The following is a 25,403-nucleotide window of genomic DNA, read 5'->3' as shown; positions in this document are numbered from 1 at the left end:
CAGCTCACGGCGAACATGTCCCTGTGGGTGTGTAAAAACGGTAGACCCGAATCCCCGGTTGACCAAATAGCTCGGGAAATTGGCGGGACGAATAGGGCAAGTCGCGACGCTTCGGCAATGTCTCCGCGCACCCCCGCCGTTACCTCTAGGTCCTCCATCTATGCAGGTTGGAAAGGTGCAGCCTGCGGGCGGTCCCCCAGTCGACGAACCTGACGGGCCATTATTTGGTCAACCGGGGATCCGCTGCTATGTTTCGCAATTTTTCGGCGGCAGGGTAGGGAACCTGACAACAAAGCGGCGGAATGTAGCAGCAGATCCCCGGTTACCCAAACCGGGGATCCCAAGTTACAAAATATGCATGCCCCCAACACCTCTGGAAATCGGTCCGGCCGGGAATCGAGTCGCCCGTGCCATCGAGCGAACCCGCACCGCCCGCGGTGTCGCCCAGCGCCAGCTGGCAGCCCGTGCCACCGCGCTGGGCCACCCCATGACCGTCACGACGATTTCCCGCATCGAGCGCCGACGCCGCCGCTGCGACGTCGACGACCTCGTCGCGATCGCCGCCGCCCTCGGCGTCTCCCCGCTCGTGCTGCTCCAGCCCGCCGCGTAGCCGCACGAGCCCGGCCTGCGGCGTGCCAGTGTCGCCGCCGACCACTCCGCACAGGCCATCTGCCCACTCCAGAACCGTGGTCGAACCCTCGACCTACTCCGCCGTACCTGATGAGGATCCTTCTTGCGTCAATCGCCCATGGCCGCAGCCTGCTCCGACTCCTCCGCCCTCCCCCGACTGTTCCGCCCCGAGGAGATAGCCGATGCCCTCGGCTGTTCCGCCTGGTGGGTCAAGGACCGGGCCAGCCGGGGACGCATCCCGTTCACCCGGGTCGGACGTTCGTACCGCTTCACCGCTGAACACCTCGCGGAGATCATCCGCCTGTACGAAGTGCGGCCGGCGATCGCACCCGAACCAGTCGCACCCTCCGTCCGCACGGTGCCGTCGCGCACGGCAGCCCCATCCGCCCGCCTCCGCGCCCGTCGACCCCGCCGCGCACGCCAGGACGACTTCGACACCACCGCGTAGCTGACGACGAACCAAGAGGGGAGGGAACAGTGGGCTTCGCGGAGAAGCGCAGCAACTACTGGCGCGGTCGTTACAAGACGGCGCCCGGAAAGCACAACACGGTCGTCGACTCGACCGGGGCGACCATCAAGTTCGCCACCAAGCGAGAGGCCAAGCGGGCCGCCGATGAGGCGGAGATCGGCTTCCGGCGCGGCGATGTACGTGACCCGTCATTGGGCCAGGAGACGTTCGGCGAGTACGCGAGCCGCTGGTACGACGCCCAAGACCTGGCCGCGTCCACGATGCAGAACTACCGCCGCCACATCGAGGAGCACCTGCTCCCCGACTTCGAGGACAAGGCCCTCGCCGGCATTCTCCGTACCGACGTCGCGTTGTGGGAGAAGAAGGAACGTGCCTCCTACGCCGCCTCCAGCGTCAAGACCTGGCGGGCCACGCTCCACCTCATCCTCGCCGACGCCGTCGACGAGGGACTCATCGACGCGAACCCCGCCGCCAAGCGCCGGGGGAGGGGCAAGCGGGCCGGCCGCTCCGCCGACCGCGGTCCGGAAAAGGTCGTCACGGACGCGCTCGGCGCCCTCCTGATTGCCGAGCGGGCCGCCTTGCTCTCCGGCCGGGACGACGAGTTCGTCGCGGTGACCCTCAAGGCGTACACAGGCATGCGCTGGGGCGAAATCGTCGGCCTGGAGACCGAGTTCGCCCGCCGGGGCTCGGTGCGTGTGGAGTGGCAGCTGTACGAGCTCGACTCGGGTGTGATGGTCCGCTGCCCGCCCAAGGACGACAGCTACCGCACCATCGACGCCCCCGACTGGCTCTCGGCCCTCGTGGCCGACCACGTCGCCCGTACCAAGCCCAAGCCGTGCCCGTGCCATGGCAGGACGTACGTCTTCCAAGGCCAGGGCACCGCACGCACTGGAGGCCACCAGGGCGCGAAGCTGGTCGACGTAGCCCGCCGCGCCGGCGTCTCCACGGGCACGGTGTCCAACGTCCTGAATCACCCCGACCGCGTGCGCGAGGCCACCCGTACCTGCGTCGAACTCGCCATCGCCGAGCTGGGCTTCGTACGCGGCGGTGCGCCCTCGGAACACGCCGCCCACTGGCGCCGCAACGGCTTCGCCACCTGGCTCTTCCACCCGGCGACGACGGGCTGGTACCCGAAGAAGGCGCCGCAGGAGCCCCGTCCCGTTCCGCTCCTTGGTGACCCGTTCCCGGGCATACCGGTCCGGGGCCGCAACGCCCAGGGTCGCGCCGACGCCTGCTGGACGGCCATCGCCAGGGGCCTCACGCCGCACGGCCTGCGCCATTCCCACCGCACGCTCATGGAGGACCTCGGCACGGAGAAGGTCCTCATGGACGAGCGCATGGGTCACATCGACGGCTCGGTCTCCGCGCGCTACGCCCATGTGACAGGCGGCATGCGTAAGCGCCTCATGCTCGGCGTTACCGAGCAGTGGGAGGCAGCCCTGGACGCCCGCCGAGGGATGGCCCCCGGGTCCCCCGTACGCATACTCGATGCACTTCTGCGGGTGCGTAAGGCTGTCGGGTAGCTGGCCGGAGGAGGTCCGGCGCCCTGCCTGGTGGGCGCGGTGCCTAGCGAGGCCGATTCTTGGGCGGGACGGGCCCAGGAATGACGTCGAGTCCCAGGTGTTCCTTGAAAAGGTGCACCAGGTTGGCGCCGTCGAGGAGTTCCAGTCGTCCGTGGTCGTTGGCGAATGCCTCGCTGGCCCGACCGAACCAGGACGTGGTCACCAAGATGCCTTTGGCCGCCCGCTTGTGCTCGACCACTCCCGCGAGAGCGGACACCGTCTCAAACGGAACGACGTTCTTGGTGCGCTTCGCCTGGATGATGCACAACCCCCTCATTACGGGATCGGTGTTCATGGCGATCGCGTCCACGCCCTCGTCCTTCGAAGGCTGGGTGTTCACGCTCTCCAGACCGATCGCCTCGAACAACTGTCGAACGAGATGCTCGAACTCGGTGGGCGTGAGGTCCATCAACACGGGTCGGCTGTCCAGCCCCGCTACTACGTCCAGGCTGTCCATGAGTCGGAACTTTCTCAGGTCGAAGGTGACCAGGGGGCGGACCGGCTCCAGCTCATAGGGATTGGGCGAGATCAGTGAGCGGAGCCGCTTCAGGCAAGCCCGGGGATCCACCTGGGTTAGGACGAGCTTGCCGAACTCCTCGCGGTCCGTCTGGAGGGTGATCAGACACGGATGCACCTCCCGGCCCGTGGCGCGATCGATGGTCGCCACGTGCCCGTTCAGGGCGATGGAGCTGATCACGCCCTCGGTATCGGCGACGAACAGTTCGTGCACGGTGCGCAGGGCAGTCTGCGCGAGGACGGAGGCGTACAGCTCCTTGCGCTCCTTCTCGGGGCGCGGAACAGGTGTGAGCTCATCCCGTGACTTCACATACCGGTACGCCCGGGCAGTCGGGACCACGTCCTCCAAGGGCAGGTCGACCTGTACGAGGAGGTCACCGGTGTCTGCCTGATACGAGACCTGGTGCGCCTTGGGAAAGCCATGAGGGTACGACGAGGCTGCGAGGACCTGATCGATGAACCACTCGACGGCTTCGACTTCCCTGTCACGGTAGGCGCTGTGGCGTTCCTCGACGGCTGCGTTCCACCCATCGATCCGAGCGGCTTCCTCCCGGTTCTGCTGGTCGTGCCGAACGCGAGCTTTTTCAAGCTTCGCCATGCGCTTCTGTTCCTCGCGGGCGTGATCCTGCAGCGCTTGGTCGAACCGCTTACGCGCCTCTTCCATGCTGGCGTCATACGCTCGACGTCCGAAGCCGAGAGCGCCCAACAGGCCTCGCGGCGACTCCGGTTCGAAGTCCGACCACCGAGGCTCGCGTGTTGGCTTGGTACGTCCGGTGGGGGCGAAGGCGGATGGGATGAATTCCTGAGTGAGTGCGTCGAAGGTCAGCGGTCGACCTTCCAGGACTGCCGCACGCAGCAACGTCGCCAGCTGCTCGGCGTCGTTCTCGGCCACGCTGGTCCGGTCGATGGCTTCCTGAGCGCGGGCGGCCTCGTACGCGAGCTTCTCCTCGCGGGCCCTCCGCTTGGCCTCCAGCTCGGCGGCCTTCCGGGCCCGCTCGTGCTCTTTGGCTTGGCGTGCGAGCTCTCGGGCGTATGGGTCGTTCCCATGTGCTCCAGTGCGGCTGGCCACCGCTACCCCCCAGGTCAGTGCGTATGTATCTGCTTGAAATTCCCCACCGTATACCGCACCTAATCTGCCGTATCGATCACCCATAGATCGCCAGAACGGCGGTAGTTCCTCGGAAGACCGGCGGTGTCCTTGAGCGACCTGGCTCAATGACTGCATGGAGATCGGGGAGTGCTGGGCCTATCGGGCCAAGCCGAAGGAACTGGGCGGCGCCCTGCGCCAGGTGGAGATCGTCCGGGTGGGCGCCGCCGGCAGGTCAGGAATCCATGTGCGGTTCCTGGACGGTGATGAGGCCGGACTGCAGGAGTGGGTCAGCGCTGGGAGTCTGCTCGTGCTCTGGGCTGACGCTGACGCCTTCCGTGCGGATGACACGGCGGAGCTCTCCTTGGCCGAGGCGTCGAGGGAGGTACGGGGGAGCGCCGAGTTCGAGGCGGCGCGGATGATCCTGGGCTTCGTCCGTCCCAAGGGGCGGCTGCGCCTGCGCAAGGCGGTGGCGGATGCGGGTGTGCTGGAGCTCGGCCACCTCGACGAGACGGCGCCGCTGGTCGGCATGGACCCCGCTGGGCTTCGCGGCGACGCCATGGTCCACGAGGACCGCAACGGCCTTTGTCTGGTCGGCTGGCCAGTCGCCGAGCGCATCGCACGGCAGGTGGCCAAGCAGCTGGCCGAGGAAGTCCTGCCGGAGGTGGACCGGCGGCAGCAGGTCGTGGACGAGGAGCGCGGCCGGCCCTCCTGGCAGTCGTACCACCGCCGGGACGACCGCAAGCTGGACGCGGAGGCGGGTGCCCTGCGTACGGTCCGGGAGTGGTGCGGGGAGGAGAAGGCCGAGCGCTACGACGAGCTCGTCGCCCTACGAGCCGAGGTACTGCGCCTCGGCGAACTGGTCGAGCAGGCGGTGAAGGCGCTCCGTGACCGTGGGCACGGCGTCATCGCCTCCACCATTGAGCGCGGGCTTGGGGTCCATATCTCCAGCCTTGGTCCTGACGTACGTCGTTGAAGCCGTCACGCCACCGCTCGGGTTCCGGCTTGGGCGGTGTGGGCTCCACCGGTGGCTTCACCTTCTCCGGGCGGTGCGGGTGCCAGCCGTCGAGGAACGGCCGCAGCTCGTCCCCGGTGGGTTCCGCGTGGAAGTTCCGGGCACCGAGCCCCTTCCCGTTCAAGGTCGGGTCCAGGCGGGCGGCCTCCGCTCTGCCCCACGCCGACCACTCTCGGAGCTGCTCGGCCTCGATGGGGTCCTCCGTCTGCGCGGCGGCCTCATCCAGCGCGGTGCAGAAGGTCCGGATCTCTCCTGCGGCTCGCCACTGTTCCAGCGCGGTGCCAAAGTGCTCGGCCCGGGCCGCGTCCACTGCCTTGATCGAAGCCACGCCGACCGCGGCCTCCCACTCTCGCTGCGCGCGCTCCTGCCGCTCGGCCTCCAGCCGACGGTTCTCAGCTGCCTGCCGTTCCCGCTCGTCCTGCTGGCGCCGCTGTTCGGCCTCCCGCTCCAGCCGGGCCCGTTCCTGCTCATCGGCCCGGGTCCTGAGCGCCCGGAGTACCGAACCGATCTGGTCCTCAAGCGGCTTCTTCGCGCTGTCGGCCCACTCCTTCTTCCAGCCGTAGTTGTAGCCCTGTTGCTGGGCAACGACCATCTCCAGCTCCCCGGACGGCTCGAACCGCTGCGCCGGAACGACCCGCTGCCAGTCGTACGTGCGGCGGCCCGCTGGCTTGGGCACGTACCGGACCTCCTTCTGTCGTTCCTTGAAGGTGATCTCGTACGTACGGCCATGGATCGTGAGCAGGGGCTTCGGCTGCCTGCGCTTCTTGGACACCGCGATCTCCCCGTGCAGGGGGAGGGCCTGCTCGGCGATGAGGCGGAGCAGCGACAGCACGCGCAGAAGTACGCCGTCGGAGATCTCGAAGGCGCTGTGGTCCGCGGTCACGGCAGCGAGGACATTGTCCACGTCGGTGATCACGCGACTGCGCGCCAGGCGGATCCGGTTCCACTCCGTGTCGTCCTCGCCGGTCACCCGGAGCAGCCCCAGGAAGAAGTCCCCCTTGGTCCGACCGCTGTACTTCAGGTGGTACCCAGTCGGCGCACACTGGCGAGCCGCGTCGAATGCCCTTCGGTAGCGGGCCCGCGCGGCCTCGTCCGGGTTGGGGACTCGGAGGAAGCGGCCGGCCTGCTGCACCTCGGTGATCAGAGCCCGTCCGATATCGGCCGGAGAGGGCCGTGGTGCTCTGGCGACGCGCTGTACCGGGAGTTTCTGCTCCACAGCGGACTTCTCCTCGACGCGGTCGGACTCAGCCTTCTTGGGTCCGGGCGTCGTCACCGGGTGGGTCTTCCGTGGTGCCGGCTCAGGCCGGTCGGGGTGATGGCCGTGCTGGAGGTAGAAGCGCCCGACCTCCGTGATCTCTGCTCGCCACCTCCCGCCCTCCTTGGGCATGGCGATGTGCCCCCGCTCCTTCAGGGCTCGGGCGGTGAGGGCGATTTCGGGGGTGTCCGACGTGACAGGTTCGGCGCCCTTGCTGATCCGGGTCAGGAGGGCGAGCTGCCGATCGTTGAGGGGTGACCAACGGTGCATGTGATCGTCGTACCGTCGCCGCTCCCGTGGGCACAAGCTCTGCGGTGGGCTTTGTGGATCTGGTTCTCGGTCGTCCTGATGTCCCGAACGGCGTAGTCAGCCCATCGAACTCGTTGATCACTCTTAGTAGTGGATATCGGTGTACCGGCGAGCCCATGACTCCCCGGGAGGAGTTCCGTACGTAACAAGGACACTCCGTCGGAAGGCACCGGATATGGCCGGCCACCTCGCACTCCGCGTCACGACAGCCGTCGCCGCAGCAGTCACGCTCGCGCTCTTACCCCCGGCCCAGGCACACGCGGGTGCCATCGGGTCCACCCCTGTGGCCTCCTTCGACTATCAGGTCGGGGGTGTCACCATGAGCGTTCCCACGGGCTGCATGTTCACCCACATCATCCGCGGCGAAGGCAAGAAGATCACCTACCAGAATGCCGGGGTCGACTGCGGATTCGTCGGCGCCCTCAATGCGGGCTTCTGTAACTGGCGCATCGACTTCACGTACGCCGACACCGAGAACAAGACGTACAAGACCTCGCGCGGTAAGACCCACACCGAGTGCGAGATCCATCCCATGCGGGACAACGCGCCCCAGACCCTGCCCCGTTACGGCCGGGCGTGCGCGCACATCCACGTCAATGGTGTCCGCCGGGTCAGCCAGTGCCACCACATCACGAAGTGAGCCGCACGTGACGCCTCAGCCCCCCACCGAAGCCCCCGCCTGGGAAGCCAAGCGCCGCCGAGCAGGCGGCGTCGCCTTCCTCGTCGGAACCGTCGCGGCCCTCGGCTTCTTCGCGTTCTTCCCCGGGCTCCCCCATGTCATCGACTGGGGCGCGATTCTCGTATCCCTGGCCGTCGGCGCACTCGCCCGGTGGTCGTGCCGCGCTTGGATGGCAAAGAGCCGGCCGCCCTCCGCGTAGCGACTCACGGTCGCTGCCTGACGGTCCTCGCGGGAGCCGGATTCCGAGATCGGCTCCCCGATGGCTCCCAAGACAGGCCCGTAAACCACTCAAGGGCCTGACCCGCGATGCGGATCAAGCCCTTGACCTGGTCTTACGAAGTCGGGGTGGCGGGATTTGAACCCACGACCTCTTCGTCCCGAACGAAGCGCGCTGCCAAGCTGCGCTACACCCCGATGTCCACCCTTGCAGCGCTTGCTGCCCTGGCGACATCGATTACTTTAGCGGACCCTCGGCCGGAGACGAAATCCGGTTTTCGCGCGGCGGGCGGTAGCGGTCCGCCACGACCAGGGCGAGGCCGAGGGCGTAGAAGGCGACGCCGAGGATCACCGCGTTCAGCGCGACCCTCGCGTAGCCGTACTGGGCGGCGTCGATGAAGGGGTACGTGTACCGGGTCGGGACGCCGGGGGAGAGGAGGGCGCCGCGGATCAGCGCGAAGACCACGTAGAGCAGGGGGTACGCGAGCCACTGCGCGGCGTAGCGCGGGCGCAGGGTGCGGGGGGCGGTCAGGAAGAGGAAGTCCAGGACGGCGCCGATGGGGGTGACCGTGTGGAGGAGCTGGTTGGAGACGGACTTCGCGCCGGACAGCTTGTCCAGGTCCTCGAGCACGTTGAAGGGGCTCGACGGGTTGGCCAGGACCAGGTGGAAGACCAGCCCGGTGATCAGGATGAAGAGGAGGACACCGCCCCGCCAGAAGGGGGCCACGTCCGGCTCGCGCCGGTGGACGCGGTAGGCGGAGAGTCCGAAGGTGACCGCGACCAGGATGTTCGTCCAGATCGTGAAGAAGCTGAGGACGACCGGCACGCTGCCGTACGCGCACTCGATGACCAGGCCGGTGACGGCCGCGGCCGCTATCAGCGCGCGGAAGGCGACCGTCGTGAGGCGGAGTGCGCCGGGTGTGATCATCCTGTCAACGTACCCGGCGCGACCGCCCGCATTAGGCCTTCGGGGTCAGTGTCAGCAGTGTGGCTTCGGGCGGGCACGCGAAGCGCACCGGGGTGAAGCGGTTGGTCCCGCAGCCCGCCGATACGTGGAGGTATGCGCGCTGCCCCTGCGTCTCGTGCGTCGAGAGGCCCTTCACCCGCTTCGTGTCCAGGTCGCAGTTGGTGACGAGCGCCCCGTAGAAGGGGATGCACAGCTGCCCGCCGTGCGTGTGGCCGGCCAGGATCAGCGGGTACCGGTCGGCGGTGAAGGCCTCGAGGACGCGCAGGTACGGGGCGTGGACGACGGCCATCGAGAAGTCCGCGTCCGCCTCCGGCCCGCCCGCGACCTTCGCGTACCGGTCGCGCTTGATGTGCGGGTCGTCCAGGCCGGTGAAGGCGAGCTCCAGCCCGTCGAGCTTGAGCCGGCCCCGGGTGTTGGTGAGGTTCAGCCAGCCGGCCGCGTCGAAGGCGTCCCGCATCCCCTCCCACGGGTTGTGGACGGCCCCGACGACCGGCGCGTTGCCGTTCAGCCCGTGCCGGCCCTGGGTCTTCTCGATCAGGTAGCGCCCGGGATTGCGCATCCGGGGGCCGTAGTAGTCGTTCGACCCGAAGACGTACACGCCGGGGAAGTCCATCAGCGGGCCGAGCGCGTCGAGCACCTCCGGCACGCCCTCCGTGTCGGAGAGGTTGTCGCCCGTGTTCACCACGAAGTCGGGGCGCAGTCCGGCGAGCGACTGCAGCCAGGCGCGCTTCTTGCGCTGCCCGCCGACCATGTGGATGTCCGAGACCTGCAGGACGCGCAACGGGCGCATCCCCGGGGGGAGCACGGGGACCGTGACCCGGCGCAGGCGGAAGGACCGGGCTTCGAAACCGGCGGCATAGGCCAGACCGGCGGCCCCCGCCGCGGCGATCCCGGCGGTGACCTTCAGAGGTACTCCGTAACGCGCACGCATGCCCATATGTTCGCAGACCCGGCAAGCACGCCGGGAAACCGGCGGGCGCCCGAGCCCCCGCACCTGGCAGACTCGGGGCATGACCACGCTCAAGGCCAAGCTCCAGGAAGACCTCACCACCGCCATCCGTGCGCGCAACGAGCTCGCCTCGTCCACGCTGCGCCTGACCCTCTCCGCCATCACCAACCAGGAAGTCGCGGGCAAGGAAGCCCGGGTGCTCTCCGACGAGGAAGTCCTCAAGGTGATCGCCAAGGAGGCAAAGAAGCGCCGCGAGGCCGCGGACGCCTTCGCGCAGGGTGGCCGTCCCGAGCAGGCCGCGCGGGAGACCGCCGAGGGCGAGTTCCTCGACACCTACCTCCCCAAGCAGCTCGGCGAGGCCGAGCTCGACGCGATCGTGGCGCAGGCCGTCGAGGAGGCCAAGGCGGCGGGCGCCGAGGGGCCGCGGGCCATGGGCGCCGTGATGAAGATCGTGAACCCGAAGGTCGCGGGTCTGGCGGAGGGCGGGCGCGTCGCCGCCGCAGTCAAGAAGCACCTGTCCTAGTACGGGATCCGCGCAAGGGAAACACGGAGGGCCCCCACCGATCCGGATGCGGATCTGGTGGGGGCCCTCCCTCGCTTTTCGCTACGGGGCCTACGGGACCTAAGGCGCCCACGGGTCCTAGTCGCGGCCGCCGATGAAGCCCGGCGGGAAGGTGATCCCGCCGAGCGGGTCGTTCCCGCCCGTGCCGCCGTTGGTCCCGCCGTTGGTCCCGCCGGTGGTTCCGGCGGTCTGCCCGCCGGGCCGTCCGTCACCGGGCTTGCCGTCGCGGCCCGGCTTGCCGGGCTTGTTGGGCTTGCCGCTGGGCTTGCCGCCGGGGGACGGGCTCGGGGTGTCGGGGATGTGCACCGTGACGAAGCCCGGGGCCTCGCGGCCGGAGAGCGCGCCGGAGACCGCCTGCTTCCAGATCGGGCCGGGCAGGCCGCCACCGAAGACCTTGTCGTAGTACTGGCCGCCGATGGTGATGTTCTCCATCGACACCTGCTTGGCTCCGCCGGAGCCGACCCAGGTCGCGCCGGACATGTTCGGGGTGTAGCCGACGAACCAGGCGTTGTGGCGCTCGTCGGTGGTACCCGTCTTGCCCGCGTTCTCCCGGTCCTTCAGACCCGACTGCTGGCCCGTACCGGAGTCGACCACGCCGAGCAGCAGCGTGTTGATGGTGTCGGCGGTCCTCTCGGTCATCGTGCGGCCGCACTTGGACTTCGGGACCGTCAGCGCCTTGCCGTGCGAGTCGGTGATCGACTCGATGGTGACCGGGGTGCAGTACACGCCGCGGTTGGCGAAGGTGGCGTAGGCGTTGGCCATGGTCAGCGGGGACATGCCCTCGGTGCCGAGCGCGATGGCCGGGACCTCGGGGAGCTTGGCGCCGTTGGCCGGGATGACGCCGAGCTTGCTGGTCATCTCCGTCAGGGGGCAGAGGCCGATCTCGGAGATCATCTCGATGAAGTAGGTGTTGACCGACTTGGCCATCGCCTCCTTCAGCCCGTACGGGCCGACCTCGGACTCCGACTCGTTGGGCACACGGTCCTTGCTCGTGTTGACCCAGGGCTTGTCGCCGCAGGTCTGCACCGGGCTCGGATACTCCATCTCGAACGGGGACGCGTACATCTTCGTCGGCGGCATGCCGCGCTCGATGGCCGCGGCCGCGACGAACGGCTTGAAGGTGGAGCCGGTCGGGAAGCCGAAGTTCGAGCCGCCCATCTTCTTGTCCACCGAGAAGTTGATCTGGGTCTCGTTCTTGCCGAAGCCGTACGGCTTGGACTGCCCCATGGCGAGGACCCGCCCGGTGCCGGGCTGGACGAGGGTGACGGCCGTGGCGACCTTGTCGTCCTGGTCCACGTGGTCCTTGATGGACTCGTTGACGGAGTCCTGCGACTGCGGGTCCAGGGTGGTGCGGACCGTCAGGCCGCCCTTGTTCCAGACCTTCGCCCGCTCCTCGCGGGTCTTTCCGAAGGCGGTGTCGTCGAGGAAGGTGTTGCGCACGAAGTCGCAGAAGAAGCCCGCGCCCTTGACGGCGGTGATGCAGCCGTTCTTGGGCTTGGTGACCTTCAGCTGGACCGGCTTCGCCTTCGCCGCGTCCGCCTCGGCCTGGGAGATGTCCTTCACGTCCGCCATGCGCTGGAGGACGATGTTGCGGCGCTTCATCGCCTCCTGCGAGTCGTTCAGCGGGTCGTACCGGCTCGGTGACTGGACCACGCCCGCCAGCAGCGCCGACTCTTCCAGGGTCAGGTCCTTGGCGGCCTTGCTGAAGTAGCGATGGGCGGCGGATTCGATTCCGTACGCCTGCTGCCCGAAGTACGTGATGTTGAGGTAGTTCTCGAGGATCTTCTGCTTCCCGAGTTCCTCCTCGACCTGGATCGAGTACTTCAGCTCGCGGATCTTGCGTCCGAGGCTCTTCTCCTGGGCCTCGCGCACCTTCGTCTCGTCGTTGCCGGCTTCTTCGACGAACACGTTCTTCACGTACTGCTGCGTCAGCGTCGACGCGCCCTGCGCCGCGCCGCCCTCCTGGGCATTGCGGTTGACCGCACGCAGGATGCCCTTGAGGTCGATCGCGCCGTGCTCGTAGAAACGCGAGTCCTCGATCGCGACGATGGCCTTCTGCATGTACGGGGAGATGGCCGTGATCGGGACCACCTGCCGGTCACGCGAATAGACCGTGGCGATCAAGCCACCCTCGGCGTCCAGAATCGTGGTGCGCTGGCTCAACGGTGGTGTCTTGAGATTGGCCGGGATCTCATCGAACCCTTCGACCGTGCCCTTGGCCGCGAGCCCCAGGGCGCCGGCCCCCGGGATCGCGATCCCCGCGAGTACAACTCCGGAGAGAACGGACACACCGAGGAACTTGGCGGCCTGCTGTGGCCCCGTGAGCCCGCCGCCCGAGCGCTTCTTTCCCATAGAGGGCAGCCTACGTTCTCATTCGCCGGACACGCGCGAATGCCTTGGCCTAAGCTGTCCTCAACTGTCACAGCAGTGCGGTGGGACATCAACCCCCCGGCTTGTTTTTCACCCTTCCCGAATGGGGTGGACGCATGTCCGAATCTCGCCTCCTGTGATCAGCATGCCCCGTCGATTTCACCCAAATCGCCGGAATGGTCGGGCATGTCGCAGGATCACTCCGTCGGGTGATCTGCCGCTTACCCATAGTCCGTTCGGACCATTCAAGATTGGGCCCGTCGGGGGTGTTGCACTGTGCCCGCCTTCCGTAACGTCCTCAACTGGCAGCGGTGAATATGCCGCTACCGCCGTGGGGGAGCCTCGATTCGGGAGAGGACGGCGCCGGGATGGGCTGGGTTACCGACTGGAGTGCGCAGGCAGCCTGCCGCACTACCGATCCGGATGAACTGTTCGTTCAAGGAGCGGCACAGAACAGGGCCAAGGCGGTGTGTACCGGATGTCCGGTGCGGACCGAGTGCCTGGCCGACGCGCTCGACAATCGTGTCGAGTTCGGAGTGTGGGGCGGAATGACCGAGCGGGAACGACGTGCGCTGTTGCGCCGGCGTCCCACCGTCACCTCGTGGCGGCGCTTGCTCGAAACCGCCCGCACGGAGTACGAGCGCAGTACGGGCATCCTCACCATGGATGCCGATGACGAGATCGGCGTTCCGTACGAGACGTACGCGGCAGCCGGGTAGACCACCTGGTCACCACGTCGTAGGAACGCCTACGCTCCGGCCGGAACCCCGGCCGCGAGTCGCTCTCCGATGGCCCGCAGCCCGGCGAGGTCGTGTACGTCGCCGGGCAGGGCGGCCACTTCGGCCACCGCCACTTCGGGGTGCAGCGAGGTGAAGCGGTCACGCGTGCGCTGTTCGCGCGCGATGATCTGCATGCGCTCCGCGTGCAGGCGGAGCAGTCCTGCCGTGATCACATCCACGTCGGCGTCTGCGGCGGCGGCCACGTGGGCGTCCGCGCCGGTGTCTACGGTGTCGGCGCCGGTCTCTCGCTCGGTGCGGTCGTCGGTGTCGGCCTCCGGGCCGGTCTCCGGGGCGGTCTCCCTGTCGGTCTCCGTGGAGTCACGAAGTCCAGCTTTCCCGGACTCCTGATCCACAATGCCGCCTTCTTCAAGATTCTCCGCAGCGGCCAACGCCCGCTCTGCGGAGAGCTGTTCGGCGCCGCTGCCGTGCACCCGGTTCAGTACGAGCCCGGCCAGCGGCATCCGTTCCGCGGCCAGCCGCTCGACGAAGTACGCGGCCTCGCGCAGCGCGTCCGGTTCGGGCGCGGAGACCACGAGGAAGGCCGTACCGGGAGCCTGGAGGAGCTGGAAGGTCGCATCCGCGCGGGTGCGGAAGCCGCCGAACATCGTGTCCATGGCGGCCACGAAGGTCTGTACGTCCTTCAGCAGCGAGGCACCCATCAGCTTGCTCAGCGTGCCCGTCATCATCGACATGCCGACATTGAGGAACTTCATCCCCGCCCGGCCGCCCACCTTCGCCGGTGCCATCAGCACCCGGATGAACTTCCCGTCCAGGAAGGACCCCAGGCGACCCGGCGCGTCCAGGAAGTCCAGCGCGGAGCGGCTCGGCGGGGTGTCCACCACGATCAGGTCCCAGTCGTCCCGGGCCCGCAGCTGCCCCAGCTTCTCCATCGCCATGTACTCCTGCGTGCCCGCGAAGCCGGCCGACAGGGACTGGTAGAAGGGGTTGGCGAGGATGGCCGCGGCGCGCTCGGGGTCGGAGTGGCCCTCGACGATCTCGTCGAAGGTCCGCTTCATGTCGAGCATCATGGCGTGCAGTTCGCCGCCGTTCCCGTTCTCGGACACCCCGGAGACCCTGCGCGGGGTGTTGTCGAGCGAGTCGATACCCATCGACTGGGCCAGCCTGCGCGCCGGGTCGATGGTCAGGACGACCACCTTGCGCCCGCGTTCGGCCGCCCGTACCCCGAGCGCCGCGGCGGTGGTGGTCTTGCCGACCCCGCCCGCACCGCAGCACACGATGATCCGGGTCTGCGGATCGTCCAGCAGCCGGTCGACGTCCAGCTCCGCGGGAGCGTCCATCGTCCCCACCCTCGTCCCCACCCTCGTCCCGGCCTCGCTCATGCCTCGCCCACCTGCTTCCGCAGCTCCGCGGCGAGCCCGTAGAGCCCGGCCAGGTCCATCCCCGCGCCGAGCATGGGGAGTTCGTACGTCGGCACGTGCAGCCCCGCCAGTACGGTGCGCTGGGCGCGCTCCAGCTCCACCCGGCTCGCGTGCTCCGAGGCCTGCGCGAGGAGCGGACGCACCAGCCGTTCGGCCGGCCCGCCGCGCCGGGCGCTGCCGAGGCCGGCCCGGGACAGCGCCCCGGCGACGCCGGAGCGGTGCTCGCCGGAGGCGGCGCGCAGGGCGTCCCCGTCGAGGTGGTGCGGCCGGACCATGTTGACGACGACCCGCCCCACCGGCAGGCCCGCCCCCTGGAGTTCGGCGATCCCGTCGGCGGTCTCCTGCACGGGCATCTCCTCCAGCAGGGTGACCAAGTGCACGGCGGTCTCGGGGGACTTGAGCACCTTCATGACGGCCTGCGCCTGGTTGTGGATCGGCCCGAACCGGGCCAGGCCTGCCACCTCGTCGTTGACGTTGAGGAAGCGGGTGATCCGCCCGGTCGGCGGAGCGTCCATGATCACGTGGTCGTAGACGAACCGGCCGGCCTTGTCCTTGCGCCGGACCGCCTCGCACGCCTTCCCCGTCAGGAGCACGTCCCGCAGCCCCGGCGCGATGGTCGTCGCGAAGTCGATGGCGCCGAGCTTCTTGAGGGCGCGGCCGGCCGAGCCGAGCTTGTAGAACATCTGGAGGTAGTCGAGGAGCGCCCGCTCCGCGTCGATGGCGAGCGCGTAGACCTCCCCGCCGCCCGAGGCGACGGCGATCTTCCGGTCCTCGTAGGGGAGTGCCTCCGCCCCGAAGACCTGGGCGAGGCCCTGCCTGCCCTCGACCTCCACCAGAAGAGTCCGCTTGCCCTCGCGTGCGAGGGCGAGCGCGAGTGCCGCGGCGACCGTGGTCTTGCCGGTGCCGCCCTTGCCGCTGACCACCTGGAGCCTGCTCACAGCGCCCGAGCCTAATTCCTCCCGGGCGGCGGCGGTGGTGGCGGGGCCCCGTACGGCAGGCACTACGCTCGCTCCCATGACCAAGAAGTTCGAATACGCGACCGTCCCGCTGCTGGTCCACGCCACCAAGCAGATCCTGGACACCTGGGGCGAGGACGGCTGGGAGCTCGTCCAGGTCGTTCCCGGGCCGAACAACCCCGAGCAGCTCGTGGCCTACCTGAAGCGGGAGAAGGCGGCATGAGCGGAGTCGTCGAGGCGAAGCTGGCCGAACTCGGCCTGACCCTCCCCGAGGTCGTCCCGCCGCTGGCCACGTACCAGCCGGCCGTCCGGTCGGGTGCCTACGTGTACACCGCGGGTCAGCTCCCGATGGTCAAGGGCAACCTGCCGGTCACCGGCAAGGTCGGCGCCGAGGTCTCGGCGGAGCAGGCCAAGGAACTGGCCGCGACCTGCGCGCTGAACGCGCTGGCCGCGGTGAAGTCCGTCGTCGGCGACCTCGACAAGATCGCGCGCGTCGTGAAGGTGGTGGGCTTCATCGCCTCCGCCCCCGACTTCACGGCCCAGCCGGGCGTGTTGAACGGCGCGAGCGAGCTGCTGGGCGCCGTCCTCGGCGACAAGGGCGTCCACGCCCGCAGCGCGGTCGGCGTGGCGGTCCTCCCGCTGGACGCCCCCGTCGAGATCGAGATCCAGGTCGAGCTGGTCCCGGGAGCCTGATCCCAGCGCCGCCCCGAGGGGCCGGACGTCTGCCCCGGAGGGGCTGGAGCCTGCCCGTAGGGCGGCTCCAGCCCCTCCGGCGTCTCTTCAGCCGTCCGGCGTTTGAGGACCGGGGTCTGGGGCGGAGCCCCAGAAGGGTCCGGGCAGCGCCCGGGGAACGGTGGAAGGGCGGGTAGGGGAGTCCGCCCCGCGCAGCGACACATCCGCAGCCCCCCGCAGCGTGTGCAACAAGGGCACCCCTCGAACATCGGCCCGGATGCCCGTAGCATCCCGCCATGCCGAATGGTCAGTACGGTCAGCAAGAGACCTCCGCCGGAGGTCAGTGGTACCCGCCGGAGTGGCCCGACCGGATCCGCGCCCTCGCGGACGGCGCCCTCACCCCGGTGGAACCCAGGCGCGCCGCCACCGTGATGCTGCTGCGCGACACCCCCGACGGCCCCGCCGTGCACATGCTGCGCCGCCGCGCCGAGATGGCCTTCGCCGGAGGCGCGTACGCGTACCCCGGCGGCGGCGTGGACCCTCGCGACGAGGACCACCTCATCGGCTGGGCCGGCCCGAGCCGCGCCGAGTGGGCCGAGCGGATGGGCACCGACCCCGCCACCGCCCAGGCGATCGTCTGCGGAGCCGTCCGCGAGACCTTCGAGGAGGCCGGGGTCCTCCTCGCGGGCGAGTCCGCGGACACCGTCGTCGGCGACACCACCGGCGAGGACTGGGAGGCCGCCCGCGCGGCCCTGGTGGCGCGTGAGCTGTCCTTCGCCGAGTTCCTCGACCGCAGGGGCCTCGTCCTGCGCTCCGACCTGCTCGGCGCGTGGGCCCGCTGGATCACCCCGGAGTTCGAGCCGCGCCGGTACGACACCTGGTTCTTCGTCGCGGCCCTCCCCGAAGGGCAGCGCACCCGCAACGCCTCCACCGAGGCCGACCGCACGGTCTGGATCCGCCCCGCCGACGCCGCCGCCGGCTACGACAAGGGCGAGCTGCTGATGATGCCGCCCACCATCACCACCCTGCGCTCCCTGGAGCCGTACGGGAGCCCCGCCGAGGCCCTCGCCGCGGCCGGCGCCCAGGACCTGACTCCGGTCCTCGCCAAGGCCACCCTCACGGACGGGGAGCTTGTGCTCAGCTGGCCCGGCCATGACGAGTTCACCAAGCGCGTCCGCCTCACGGCCCCCGGCACCGCGGGCCCGGGCCCCGCGCACCCCGGAGGGGCCCCCGCATGACCGATGCCGCCGCCCTGCCCGGCCAGCCCCGCGGAATGGTCGCCTCCGGACCCGCCACCGCCCGCGCGGTGAACATCCTGGCGCCGAACGCCTCCCCGATGACCCTCGACGGCACCAACACCTGGCTCGTCTCCGAGCCCGGCTCCGACCTGGCCGTGGTGATCGACCCCGGCCCGCTGGACGACGTACACCTGCGCGCGGTCGTCGCCGCCGCCGAGGAGGCGGGCAAGCGGGTCGCGCTCACCCTCCTCACCCACGGACACCCCGACCACGCGGAGGGCGCGGCCCGCTTCGCCGAGCTGACCCGGACGAAGGTCCGCGCGCTGGACCCGGCCCTGCGCCTGGGCGACGAGGGCCTGGCCGCCGGGGACGTCATCCGCACGGGCGGTCTGGAACTGCGCGTGGTCCCGACGCCCGGCCACACCGCGGACTCGCTCTGCTTCCACTTGCCGGCCGACCGGGCGGTCCTGACCGGCGACACGATCCTGGGGCGGGGCACGACGGTCGTCGCGCACCCCGACGGGCGCCTGGGCGACTACCTGGACTCCCTGCGCAGGCTGCGCTCGCTGACGGTCGACGACGGGGTCCACACGGTGCTCCCGGGGCACGGACCGGTCCTGGACGACGCGCAGGGCGCGGTGGAGTTCTACCTCGCCCACCGGGCCCACCGCCTCGCACAGATCGAGACGGCGGTCGAGAACGGCCTGACCACCCCCGAGGCGGTCGTCGCCCACGTCTACGCGGACGTGGACCGGTCGCTGTGGCCGGCCGCGGAATGGTCCGTACGCGCGCAGCTGGAGTACCTGACGGAGCACGGGCTGATCCCCGGAGCCCCGGACTGAGCGGGCCGCGGGCGGCGCGGCCGGGCACGATCCGGAAGAGGCCCTAGCCCGCCGGACGGGGCGTCTTCGTCCCGTGCCGGGCCGCGTACTCGTCCGCGAGCCACGGCCCGAGGTCCTCGACGTAGGCGCGCAGCACGGCCGGGTCCGCGACCGGTTCCAGTGCGGCGGCGGCCGCGGCGCGCATCTGGTCGGCGCGCTCGGGGTAGTACTGCCCGAACACCTCCGCCGACTCGGTGAGGTCGCTGGTCCAGCCGCCCCACCGCGGCATGACGAGGGTGAACCCGGTCCGTACGAGGTGCCGCGAGACGCCGCGGCACAGCTTGCGGTACTCCTCCGGGGTGGACGCCTCCCTGATCCGGTCGCGCACCTTGGGCAGCAGCTCGGCGAGGTCGCCGTTGGTCTCGCGGGCGAGCAGGCCGTCGGGGCGGTAGCGGGGCAGGTGCTCGGCCAGGTCCGCGCCGAGCAGCGGGGTGCACAGGCAGGCGAGGAACCAGCCCAGGTCGTAACGTTCCTGCTCGCTCAGCAGCCGGTCCTTGCCGCACAGCAGGACCCCGACCCCGTCGATCTCCGCGAACTCCTCGTCGATGCCGCGCGCCAGTGCCTCGGTGGTGTCGCGGTCCTCCTCGCCGGGCGCGTGGTGCAGGGCGATCAGCAGGTCGAGGTCGGACCGCCCGGGCCGGGCGGTCCCGCGCGGCAGGGACCCGTACAGGTAGGCGCTGTGCAGCCGCTGCCCGTACGCCTCCCCGATCCGCTCCCGCACGGCGGCGACGAGTCCCCGGAACTCGGCCTGCACCTGCCCGAGCGACCCTTCGCGCTCGAAGTACCCGTACGCGTCGACACCTCTGTGCTCCATGGGTCTACTGTGCCTCCGTAACGGCCGCGTGCCGCCGGCCAAAACGCCGTGTACTCCCATCCGGGCGCTGGGCAGTCCCGGCGCGGCCAAATCCAGCCACGCCGGCGTTTGAGGCGCGGGGGCGCGGGGGCAGAGCCCCCGGAACGGCGCCGCACGAACACGAAAAGGGGCCCCGCCCGACCGGGCAGGACCCCTCACACGGCTATGACCAGCGTCAGCGGGACCGCTTCGCGAGCCGCTCCACGTCCAGCAGGATCACCGCGCGAGCCTCGAGGCGGAGCCATCCGCGTCCCGCGAAGTCGGCCAGTGCCTTGTTCACGGTCTCGCGCGACGCGCCGACGAGCTGGGCCAGCTCCTCCTGCGTGAGGTCGTGCACGACGTGGATGCCCTCCTCCGACTGCACGCCGAAGCGGCGCGACAGGTCGAGGAGCGCACGGGCCACACGGCCCGGAACGTCGGAGAAGACCAGGTCGGACATCTGGTCGTTGGTCTTGCGCAGGCGCCGCGCGACGGCGCGCAGCAGCGCGGTCGCCACCTCGGGCCGGGCGTTCAGCCAGGGCTGGAGGTCTCCGTGACCCAGACCCAGCAGCTTGACCTCGGTCAGCGCGGTGGCGGTGGCGGTGCGCGGGCCCGGGTCGAACAGCGACAGCTCGCCGATCAGCTCACCGGGGCCGAGGACGGCCAGCATGTTCTCGCGGCCGTCGGGGGAGGTGCGGTGAAGCTTCACCTTGCCCTCGGTGACGACGTAGAGCCGGTCACCGGGGTCGCCCTCGTGGAACAGGGCGTCACCACGTGCGAGGGTCACCTCGCCCATGGAGGCGCGGAGCTCCGCGGCCTGCTCGTCATCGAGCGCCGCGAAGAGCGGGGCACGCCGCAGTACGTCGTCCACGAGTCTCTCTCCTATGTCGACCAGCCGGGGGATCGCTCCCCCATTTTGCCGGACGGCTCAAACAGTGCGATCAATCACGTTCATCACAAGGATGCCGGACGTACGGGTGTGCTGTGCGGCGAGAGGCCGATCGGGGTGGTGTTACCTGAGGTCCGGGGCGGTCGTCGCCGCCGTGTCCCGGACCTGCAGGGTGTCCAACAGGCCGGTGAGAGCACAGGCCAAGGGGTCCGGGGGAGTGACGACCACAGTGAATTCAGCCGTGGGCGAACACGTCCTGGTGGGAGCCCTCCCGGAGCAGTCACCCCCGCTTCAGGGCAAAACTTCGGCCAAGAAACCCCGGCCGGGCGGAGCTCACGTCCGGCCACGGGCGGAGGGCTGTGCGGCGTAGCCTTCGGGGATGGCAGAGAGCAAGGTCAAGAAGGCCGGGGCGAAGCCGGAGAGCCATCTGGCGATGGTGCGGCGGGCACGCAGGATCAACCGCGAGCTGGCGGAGGTCTACCCGTACGCGCACCCGGAGCTCGACTTCCGCAACCCCTTCGAGCTGCTGGTCGCCACCGTCCTGTCCGCGCAGACCACCGACCTGCGCGTGAACCAGACGACCCCGGCCCTCTTCGCCGCGTACCCGACGCCCGAGGACATGGCCGGAGCCGATCCGGAGGCGCTGGAGGAGATCATCCGGCCGACCGGGTTCTTCCGGGCGAAGGCCAAGTCCCTGCTCGGCCTCTCACAGGCGCTGCGCGACAACTTCGGCGGAGAGGTGCCGGGCCGGATCGAGGACCTGGTGACGCTCCCCGGGGTGGGCCGCAAGACGGCCAACGTGGTCCTCGGCAACGCCTTCGGCGTCCCCGGGATCACCGTCGACACCCACTTCGGCCGGCTGGTGCGGCGCTGGAAGTGGACCGAGCAGGAGGACCCCGAGAAGGTCGAGGCGGAGATCTGCGCGATCTTCCCGAAGAGCGAGTGGACGATGCTCTCGCACCGGGTCGTCTTCCACGGCCGCCGGATCTGCCATTCCCGCAAGCCCGCCTGCGGGGCCTGCCCGATCGCACCACTCTGCCCGGCCTACGGGGAGGGCGAGACCGATCCGGAGAAGGCGGCGAAGCTCCTGAAGTACGAGAAGGGCGGCCAGCCCGGCCAGCGCCTGAGCCCGCCCCCGGACTACCCGGGCCTCCCGGCACCGGCCAGGCCCGGCCCGGCGGACGGCTGAGCCCCGCCAGATCCAGGCCTGCAGCCCCGCCCAATCCAGCCCCGCCGGCGTTTGAGGCGCGGGGTCCGGGGCGGAGCCCCGGCGGCGGAGCCGCACCCGCAAGGAACGAATCGGTACCCGCACCGCGTTTGGCGGAAGGTGGGGAAACGCAGAAGCACGGACAGGGGTGCCGATGACAGAGGCCACGCAGAACCGCCGGGCGGACACCGCCGGGCCCGGCGCAGCCAGCGCGCACGGGGCCCCGTACGACACCCAGCGCGGCCGGCGCCCGCGCGGAAGCACAGAGCTCCGCACCCACGGCCTGCCCGACTGGCTGGACCCCGTCGTCGAAGCGGCCCGCACGGTCCGGCCCACCCAGCTCAGCCGGTTCCTGCCGCCGGAGGACGGCCGCGGCCGCCAGTCCGCCGTACTGATCCTCTTCGGCGACGGCCCCCGCGGCCCCGAGCTGCTGCTGATGGAACGCGCCGGCACCCTGCGCTCGCACCCCGGCCAGCCCTCCTTCCCCGGCGGCGCCCTCGACCCCGAGGACGGCGACCCGCACACCACCGGCCCGCTGCGCGCCGCGCTGCGCGAGGCCGAGGAGGAGACCGGGCTGGATCCCGCCGGGGTCCAGCTCTTCGGGGTGCTGCCGCCGCTCTACATCCCGGTCAGCGAGTTCGTCGTGACCCCGGTGCTCGGCTGGTGGCGCGCCCCCAGCCCGGTCGGCGTGGTCGACCCGGCCGAGACCGCCCGCGTCTTCACGGTGCCCGTGGCCGATCTCACGGATCCCGAGCACCGGGTCACCGTCGTGCACCCCGGCGGCTTCCAGGGCCCGGCCTTCACCGTGGAATCGGCTCTGGTCTGGGGTTTCACCGCCGGGGTGATCGACCGGATCCTGCACTTCGCCGGCTGGGAGCGCCCCTGGGACCGGTCCCGGGAAGTCCCGCTCGACTGGCGCGCATGAGACGGTGAGCCCTGTGAACGTGCTGGACATCCTGTTGCTGCTCGCCGCCGTATGGTTCGCGATCGTCGGCTACCGCCAGGGGTTCGTCGTCGGCATCCTGTCGGTGATCGGCTTCCTCGGCGGTGGTCTCGTCGCCGTGTCCCTGCTGCCGCTGATCTGGGACCGGGTCACCGACAACGGCACCCAGGTGTCCACCACGGTCGTCATCATCGCCGTGGTCGTGATCATCATCTGTGCCTCGATCGGCCAGGCGCTGACCACCCATCTGGGCAACAAGCTCCGGCGCCACATCACGTGGTCCCCGGCCCGCGCGCTGGACGCGACGGGCGGCGCCCTGGTGAACGTGGTCGCGATGCTGCTGGTGGCCTGGCTGATCGGGTCCATGGTCGCCGGCACGTCGATTCCCACGCTGGGCAAGGAAGTCCGCAACTCCAAGGTGCTCTTCGGCGTCTCGCGGGTCCTTCCCGCGCAGGCGAACACCTGGTTCTCGGACTTCAGCTCCACCCTGGCCCGCAACGGCTTCCCGCAGGTCTTCAGCCCGTTCTCCAACGAGCCGATCACCGAGGTCAAGCCGCCGGACCCGCTGCTCGCGCGCAGCTCCGTCGCCGACTACGCCAAGCAGTCGATCGTGAAGGTCGTCGGCACGGCGCCCGCGTGCAGCAAGGTGCTGGAGGGCACCGGCTTCGTCTTCGCGCCGGGCAAGGTGATGACCAACGCGCACGTGGTCGGCGGGGTCGGCGAACCGACCGTGCAGGTCGGCGGCGAGGGCAAGCTCTACGACGGCAAGGTCGTGCTCTACGACTGGGAGCGCGACATCGCCGTCCTGGACGTGCCCAAGCTGAAGGCGCCGGCGCTGGAGTTCACCGACAAGGACGCGGCGAGCGGCAGCGACGCCATCGTCGCGGGCTTCCCGGAGAACGGCGCGTACGACGTCCGCTCGGCACGCGTCCGCGGCCGGATCAACGCCAACGGCCCGGACATCTACCACCGCGGAACCGTGCGACGGGACGTCTACTCCCTGTACGCGACGGTCCGCCAGGGCAACTCCGGCGGCCCGCTGCTGACGCCCGAGGGCAAGGTGTACGGGGTCGTCTTCGCGAAGTCCCTCGACGACCCCAACACCGGTTACGCCCTGACCACGGACGAGATCCGCGACGACATCCGGATCGGCCAGACGGCGAACCGGCGGGTCGACAGCCAGGGCTGCGCCATCTGAGCCCTACGGGAGCCTTGAGGGGCTCCCGTAGCGCTGCCGGCCGGGCCCGTGCCCTGACGGCCTTCGGAACCCCTGCCGGGCCCCTGCCTACGTACGCTGGTGCCTGAGCCGGGCGGAGACCCAGCGGGCCCGCCGGCGCAGAATGCGCGGAATCCCGAGTCGGGGGTCGTCGTGGCCTTCGCGGCCCTGCCCCCTGTGCGTGCCCGGCGTGACCGTCGAGCGGCGTTCGTGTGCGGTGTCACCGTAGTCGTGCGTCCAGCCCATACTCCGAGCTGTGCCCGGGGCCCAAGGTCGGTAATCGTGTTCCGGGCGGCCAATTGGCCTATGCGCCAGGCAATTGAATGCTTGTCATATAAGCGACGGTCCGGCTCGGCGGTCCGGCTCAGCGGTCCGGCTCGGGATCCTTCAGCCAGTTGACCAGCTCGGTCGAGAACGCCGCCGGGTCCTCCTCGTGCGGGAAGTGCCCGAGTCCGTCGAAGAGCCGCCAGCGGTACGGGGCTTCGACGTACTGCCCGGACCCCGCCGCACTCCGCGTCCGCATCACCGGATCGAGCGAGCCGTGCAGGTGCAGTGTCGGCACCCGCACCGGCCGCTTCATGCGCCGGTTGAACTGCAGGCCGTCGGGCCGGGCCATGGACCGCATCATCCAGCGGTACGGCTCGACCGAGCAGTGCGCGGTGGAGGGGATGCACATCGCACGCTGGTAGACCGCGATGTCGTCCTCCTCGGGAAGCCGCGGGCCCGACCAGTCCCGGATCAGTTCGCCGACGAGCGCCCCGTCGTCGGCGACGAGCTGACGCTCGGGCACGAACGGCCGCTGGAAGCCCCAGATGTGCGAACTGGCACGGGTCTGCCCGAAGTCGGACAGCATCGCGGAGCGCCAGCGGCGCGGGTGCGGCATCGAGGACACCACCAGCCGGCGCACCAGCTTCGGCCGCATCACCGCCGCCGTCCAGGCGAGGTAACCGCCCAGGTCGTGCCCGACGAGGGCGGCGTCGGGCTCGCCGAGGGACCGTACGACCCCGGTGATGTCGAGCGCCAGGTTGGCCGGGTCGTAGCCGCGCGGGGTGCGGTCGCTGCCGCCCACCCCGCGCAGGTCCATCGCGACCGCCCGGTAGCCCGCGTCGGCGATGGCGGTCATCTGGTGCCGCCACGTCCACCAGAACTGAGGGAACCCGTGCAGGAGCAGCACCAGCGGGCCGTCACCCAGCTCGGCGACGTGGAACCGCGCCCCGTTGGCCGCGACGTCCCGGTGCGTCACTTCTCGCCCGCCGGGGATGGCGATCCGGACCGCCGAGGCGGCGGTGGGGGGCGTACCGGACGTACCGGACGTGCCGGATGTACCGGTCGTGCCGGAATCCGACGAGGGGGCTGTCATGAGGACGAGCGTGCCACACCCACGGCGTTGTCACTGACCGACCGGGCGTGGGGCTTGACGGTGCCGACGAGGGCCGCCGTCTCCTTGACCGAGGCGATGGTCTTCACCGGCGGCTTGATCTTCTTGAACTTCGCCATGGCGATCAGCCCGATCACGCCCGCGAGCAGCCAGAACGCCACACCGACGATCAGGAGGGACCAGGCCAGCCCGAGCCCGAGGTTGTGGATGCCGTACGCCGCGGCGAAGCTCAGCACCGGCAGCGAGAAGAGGAGGAGCGCGCCCGCCACGATGGCGGCGCCGCTGCCGATGCCCGCGCGCTTGACGTCCTGCTTGATCTCCACCTTGGCGAGGGCGATCTCGTCGTGCACCAGGGCGGACATCTCGGCGGTGGCCGAGGCGACCAGCTGGCCGAGTGTGCGCTCGGCTCCTGGGGCCCCTTGGTCCACTGCGCTCATCGCTCTCTCC

Annotated in this window: 26 protein-coding genes and 1 tRNA gene; 15 read left to right on the top strand and 12 right to left on the bottom strand. The window is 70.1% G+C overall.

The window, feature by feature from the left end; genetic code table 11:
- Positions 1 to 358: 358 nt before the first annotated feature.
- From MTF69_RS03330 to MTF69_RS03320, 3 genes are all read left to right on the top strand, one after another.
- A complete protein-coding gene (locus MTF69_RS03330; protein WP_243330545.1) occupies positions 359 to 610 on the top strand; it encodes a helix-turn-helix domain-containing protein in 252 nt (83 codons plus the stop codon).
- Positions 611 to 748: 138 nt separating this feature from the next.
- Complete coding sequence (locus MTF69_RS03325) at positions 749 to 1,078, top strand: helix-turn-helix domain-containing protein (protein ID WP_243331338.1); 330 nt, start codon at positions 749 to 751, stop codon at positions 1,076 to 1,078.
- A 29-nt stretch (positions 1,079 to 1,107) separates the two neighbouring features.
- Positions 1,108 to 2,622 (top strand): LacI family DNA-binding transcriptional regulator, encoded by a 1,515-nt coding sequence (locus tag MTF69_RS03320; RefSeq protein WP_243330543.1) that lies wholly within the window; start codon positions 1,108 to 1,110, stop codon positions 2,620 to 2,622.
- A gap of 43 nt (positions 2,623 to 2,665) precedes the next feature.
- Here the strand turns inward: MTF69_RS03320 and MTF69_RS43330 are convergent, their stop codons facing one another.
- Positions 2,666 to 4,246, bottom strand: a complete 1,581-nt coding sequence (locus MTF69_RS43330; protein ID WP_243330542.1) for a restriction endonuclease — start codon at positions 4,244 to 4,246, stop codon at positions 2,666 to 2,668.
- Positions 4,247 to 4,400: 154 nt separating this feature from the next.
- Between MTF69_RS43330 and MTF69_RS03310 the strand changes: the two genes are divergently transcribed.
- Complete coding sequence (locus MTF69_RS03310; RefSeq protein WP_243330541.1) at positions 4,401 to 5,240, top strand: PE-PGRS family protein; 840 nt, start codon at positions 4,401 to 4,403, stop codon at positions 5,238 to 5,240.
- Here the strand turns inward: MTF69_RS03310 and MTF69_RS03305 are convergent.
- Entirely contained in the window at positions 5,170 to 6,804 is a 1,635-nt protein-coding gene (locus tag MTF69_RS03305) for a PE-PGRS family protein (RefSeq protein WP_243330540.1), read from the bottom strand. The two genes, MTF69_RS03310 and MTF69_RS03305, sit on opposite strands and share 71 nt — an antisense overlap.
- Before the next feature lie 358 nt (positions 6,805 to 7,162).
- On the opposite strand from MTF69_RS03305, the gene MTF69_RS03300 reads away from it, so the two are divergent.
- Together MTF69_RS03300 and MTF69_RS03295 are read left to right on the top strand one after the other, a co-directional pair.
- The gene (locus MTF69_RS03300) at positions 7,163 to 7,483 is read left to right on the top strand and encodes a hypothetical protein (protein WP_243330539.1); all 321 of its coding nucleotides are present in this window, start codon (positions 7,163 to 7,165) and stop codon (positions 7,481 to 7,483) included.
- Positions 7,484 to 7,490: 7 nt separating this feature from the next.
- Complete coding sequence (locus tag MTF69_RS03295) at positions 7,491 to 7,721, top strand: hypothetical protein (RefSeq protein ID WP_243330538.1); 231 nt, start codon at positions 7,491 to 7,493, stop codon at positions 7,719 to 7,721.
- Positions 7,722 to 7,862: 141 nt separating this feature from the next.
- On the opposite strand, the gene MTF69_RS03290 is transcribed toward MTF69_RS03295, so the two are convergent.
- The 3 genes from MTF69_RS03290 to MTF69_RS03280 all read right to left on the bottom strand — a co-directional run bounded on the left by MTF69_RS03290 (position 7,863) and on the right by MTF69_RS03280 (position 9,636).
- Positions 7,863 to 7,936 (bottom strand) — tRNA-Pro (locus MTF69_RS03290).
- A gap of 40 nt (positions 7,937 to 7,976) precedes the next feature.
- Positions 7,977 to 8,666, bottom strand: coding sequence for a Pr6Pr family membrane protein (locus MTF69_RS03285; RefSeq protein ID WP_243330537.1), 690 nt, complete (start codon positions 8,664 to 8,666; stop codon positions 7,977 to 7,979).
- A 31-nt stretch (positions 8,667 to 8,697) separates the two neighbouring features.
- A complete protein-coding gene (locus MTF69_RS03280) occupies positions 8,698 to 9,636 on the bottom strand; it encodes a metallophosphoesterase (protein WP_243330536.1) in 939 nt (312 codons plus the stop codon).
- Between the two features lie 79 nt (positions 9,637 to 9,715).
- Between MTF69_RS03280 and MTF69_RS03275 the strand changes: the two genes are divergently transcribed.
- Entirely contained in the window at positions 9,716 to 10,177 is a 462-nt protein-coding gene (locus MTF69_RS03275; protein WP_243330535.1) for a GatB/YqeY domain-containing protein, read from the top strand.
- A gap of 117 nt (positions 10,178 to 10,294) precedes the next feature.
- On the opposite strand, the gene MTF69_RS03270 is transcribed toward MTF69_RS03275, so the two are convergent.
- Positions 10,295 to 12,568, bottom strand: coding sequence for a transglycosylase domain-containing protein (locus MTF69_RS03270; protein WP_243330534.1), 2,274 nt, complete (start codon positions 12,566 to 12,568; stop codon positions 10,295 to 10,297).
- Between the two features lie 386 nt (positions 12,569 to 12,954).
- Here MTF69_RS03270 and MTF69_RS03265 point away from each other — a divergent pair, with 386 nt between their 5' ends.
- Complete coding sequence (locus MTF69_RS03265; protein ID WP_243330532.1) at positions 12,955 to 13,305, top strand: WhiB family transcriptional regulator; 351 nt, start codon at positions 12,955 to 12,957, stop codon at positions 13,303 to 13,305.
- A gap of 29 nt (positions 13,306 to 13,334) precedes the next feature.
- Here the strand turns inward: MTF69_RS03265 and MTF69_RS03260 are convergent, their stop codons facing one another.
- Together MTF69_RS03260 and MTF69_RS03255 are read right to left on the bottom strand one after the other, a co-directional pair.
- Positions 13,335 to 14,663 (bottom strand): ArsA family ATPase, encoded by a 1,329-nt coding sequence (locus tag MTF69_RS03260; protein WP_243330531.1) that lies wholly within the window; start codon positions 14,661 to 14,663, stop codon positions 13,335 to 13,337.
- 38 nt (positions 14,664 to 14,701) lie between these two features.
- A complete protein-coding gene (locus MTF69_RS03255; RefSeq protein WP_243330529.1) occupies positions 14,702 to 15,682 on the bottom strand; it encodes an ArsA-related P-loop ATPase in 981 nt (326 codons plus the stop codon).
- Between the two features lie 76 nt (positions 15,683 to 15,758).
- Between MTF69_RS03255 and MTF69_RS03250 the strand changes: the two genes are divergently transcribed.
- From MTF69_RS03250 to MTF69_RS03235, 4 genes are all read left to right on the top strand, one after another.
- Positions 15,759 to 15,923 (top strand): DUF4177 domain-containing protein, encoded by a 165-nt coding sequence (locus MTF69_RS03250; RefSeq protein WP_112447450.1) that lies wholly within the window; start codon positions 15,759 to 15,761, stop codon positions 15,921 to 15,923.
- Positions 15,920 to 16,393: a RidA family protein gene (locus MTF69_RS03245; protein WP_243330527.1), complete on the top strand. Its 474-nt coding sequence runs from the start codon at positions 15,920 to 15,922 to the stop codon at positions 16,391 to 16,393. Before MTF69_RS03250 ends, MTF69_RS03245 begins: the two co-directional genes overlap by 4 nt.
- A gap of 275 nt (positions 16,394 to 16,668) precedes the next feature.
- On the top strand, positions 16,669 to 17,610 hold the full coding sequence (locus MTF69_RS03240) for an NUDIX hydrolase (RefSeq protein ID WP_243330526.1): 942 nt from the start codon (positions 16,669 to 16,671) through the stop codon (positions 17,608 to 17,610).
- Positions 17,607 to 18,452: an MBL fold metallo-hydrolase gene (locus MTF69_RS03235; protein ID WP_243330524.1), complete on the top strand. Its 846-nt coding sequence runs from the start codon at positions 17,607 to 17,609 to the stop codon at positions 18,450 to 18,452. Before MTF69_RS03240 ends, MTF69_RS03235 begins: the two co-directional genes overlap by 4 nt.
- Before the next feature lie 43 nt (positions 18,453 to 18,495).
- On the opposite strand, the gene MTF69_RS03230 is transcribed toward MTF69_RS03235, so the two are convergent.
- Complete coding sequence (locus MTF69_RS03230) at positions 18,496 to 19,305, bottom strand: nucleotidyltransferase domain-containing protein (RefSeq protein WP_243330522.1); 810 nt, start codon at positions 19,303 to 19,305, stop codon at positions 18,496 to 18,498.
- Between the two features lie 214 nt (positions 19,306 to 19,519).
- Entirely contained in the window at positions 19,520 to 20,194 is a 675-nt protein-coding gene (locus MTF69_RS03225) for a Crp/Fnr family transcriptional regulator (protein ID WP_003981529.1), read from the bottom strand.
- Between the two features lie 397 nt (positions 20,195 to 20,591).
- On the opposite strand from MTF69_RS03225, the gene nth reads away from it, so the two are divergent.
- From nth to MTF69_RS03210, 3 genes are all read left to right on the top strand, one after another.
- The gene (nth, locus tag MTF69_RS03220) at positions 20,592 to 21,401 is read left to right on the top strand and encodes an endonuclease III (RefSeq protein WP_243330520.1); all 810 of its coding nucleotides are present in this window, start codon (positions 20,592 to 20,594) and stop codon (positions 21,399 to 21,401) included.
- 172 nt (positions 21,402 to 21,573) lie between these two features.
- Positions 21,574 to 22,344 (top strand): CoA pyrophosphatase, encoded by a 771-nt coding sequence (locus MTF69_RS03215; RefSeq protein ID WP_243330518.1) that lies wholly within the window; start codon positions 21,574 to 21,576, stop codon positions 22,342 to 22,344.
- A 13-nt stretch (positions 22,345 to 22,357) separates the two neighbouring features.
- On the top strand, positions 22,358 to 23,560 hold the full coding sequence (locus tag MTF69_RS03210) for a MarP family serine protease (protein WP_243331337.1): 1,203 nt from the start codon (positions 22,358 to 22,360) through the stop codon (positions 23,558 to 23,560).
- A gap of 382 nt (positions 23,561 to 23,942) precedes the next feature.
- On the opposite strand, the gene MTF69_RS03205 is transcribed toward MTF69_RS03210, so the two are convergent.
- The gene (locus MTF69_RS03205; protein WP_243330516.1) at positions 23,943 to 24,938 is read right to left on the bottom strand and encodes an alpha/beta fold hydrolase; all 996 of its coding nucleotides are present in this window, start codon (positions 24,936 to 24,938) and stop codon (positions 23,943 to 23,945) included.
- On the bottom strand, positions 24,935 to 25,393 hold the full coding sequence (locus MTF69_RS03200) for a phage holin family protein (protein ID WP_243330514.1): 459 nt from the start codon (positions 25,391 to 25,393) through the stop codon (positions 24,935 to 24,937). Before MTF69_RS03200 ends, MTF69_RS03205 begins: the two co-directional genes overlap by 4 nt.
- Positions 25,394 to 25,403 lie beyond the last annotated feature (10 nt).

The sequence above is a fragment of the Streptomyces sp. AP-93 genome, from assembly GCF_022808175.1.
In the GTDB taxonomy this organism is placed as follows: domain Bacteria; phylum Actinomycetota; class Actinomycetes; order Streptomycetales; family Streptomycetaceae; genus Streptomyces.
The sequence above is the reverse complement of the archived record's forward strand: the minus strand, read 5'-3'. Positions and strand labels throughout refer to the sequence as shown.

Coding starts and splice junctions, on each gene's coding strand:
- nth (WP_243330520.1), top strand. CDS start 20,592: ATGGCAGAGAGCAAGGTCAAGAAGGCCGGGGCGAAGCCGGAGAGCCAT.
- MTF69_RS03250 (WP_112447450.1), top strand. CDS start 15,759: ATGACCAAGAAGTTCGAATACGCGACCGTCCCGCTGCTGGTCCACGCC.
- MTF69_RS03245 (WP_243330527.1), top strand. CDS start 15,920: ATGAGCGGAGTCGTCGAGGCGAAGCTGGCCGAACTCGGCCTGACCCTC.
- MTF69_RS03215 (WP_243330518.1), top strand. CDS start 21,574: ATGACAGAGGCCACGCAGAACCGCCGGGCGGACACCGCCGGGCCCGGC.
- MTF69_RS03305 (WP_243330540.1), bottom strand. CDS start 6,804: ATGCACCGTTGGTCACCCCTCAACGATCGGCAGCTCGCCCTCCTGACC.
- MTF69_RS03235 (WP_243330524.1), top strand. CDS start 17,607: ATGACCGATGCCGCCGCCCTGCCCGGCCAGCCCCGCGGAATGGTCGCC.
- MTF69_RS03285 (WP_243330537.1), bottom strand. CDS start 8,666: ATGATCACACCCGGCGCACTCCGCCTCACGACGGTCGCCTTCCGCGCG.
- MTF69_RS03230 (WP_243330522.1), bottom strand. CDS start 19,305: ATGGAGCACAGAGGTGTCGACGCGTACGGGTACTTCGAGCGCGAAGGG.
- MTF69_RS03325 (WP_243331338.1), top strand. CDS start 749: ATGGCCGCAGCCTGCTCCGACTCCTCCGCCCTCCCCCGACTGTTCCGC.
- MTF69_RS03205 (WP_243330516.1), bottom strand. CDS start 24,938: ATGACAGCCCCCTCGTCGGATTCCGGCACGACCGGTACATCCGGCACG.
- MTF69_RS03240 (WP_243330526.1), top strand. CDS start 16,669: ATGCCGAATGGTCAGTACGGTCAGCAAGAGACCTCCGCCGGAGGTCAG.
- MTF69_RS03330 (WP_243330545.1), top strand. CDS start 359: ATGCCCCCAACACCTCTGGAAATCGGTCCGGCCGGGAATCGAGTCGCC.
- MTF69_RS03265 (WP_243330532.1), top strand. CDS start 12,955: ATGGGCTGGGTTACCGACTGGAGTGCGCAGGCAGCCTGCCGCACTACC.
- MTF69_RS03300 (WP_243330539.1), top strand. CDS start 7,163: ATGAGCGTTCCCACGGGCTGCATGTTCACCCACATCATCCGCGGCGAA.
- MTF69_RS03200 (WP_243330514.1), bottom strand. CDS start 25,393: ATGAGCGCAGTGGACCAAGGGGCCCCAGGAGCCGAGCGCACACTCGGC.
- MTF69_RS03270 (WP_243330534.1), bottom strand. CDS start 12,568: ATGGGAAAGAAGCGCTCGGGCGGCGGGCTCACGGGGCCACAGCAGGCC.
- MTF69_RS03310 (WP_243330541.1), top strand. CDS start 4,401: ATGGAGATCGGGGAGTGCTGGGCCTATCGGGCCAAGCCGAAGGAACTG.
- MTF69_RS03280 (WP_243330536.1), bottom strand. CDS start 9,636: ATGCGTGCGCGTTACGGAGTACCTCTGAAGGTCACCGCCGGGATCGCC.
- MTF69_RS03260 (WP_243330531.1), bottom strand. CDS start 14,663: ATGGACGCTCCCGCGGAGCTGGACGTCGACCGGCTGCTGGACGATCCG.
- MTF69_RS03275 (WP_243330535.1), top strand. CDS start 9,716: ATGACCACGCTCAAGGCCAAGCTCCAGGAAGACCTCACCACCGCCATC.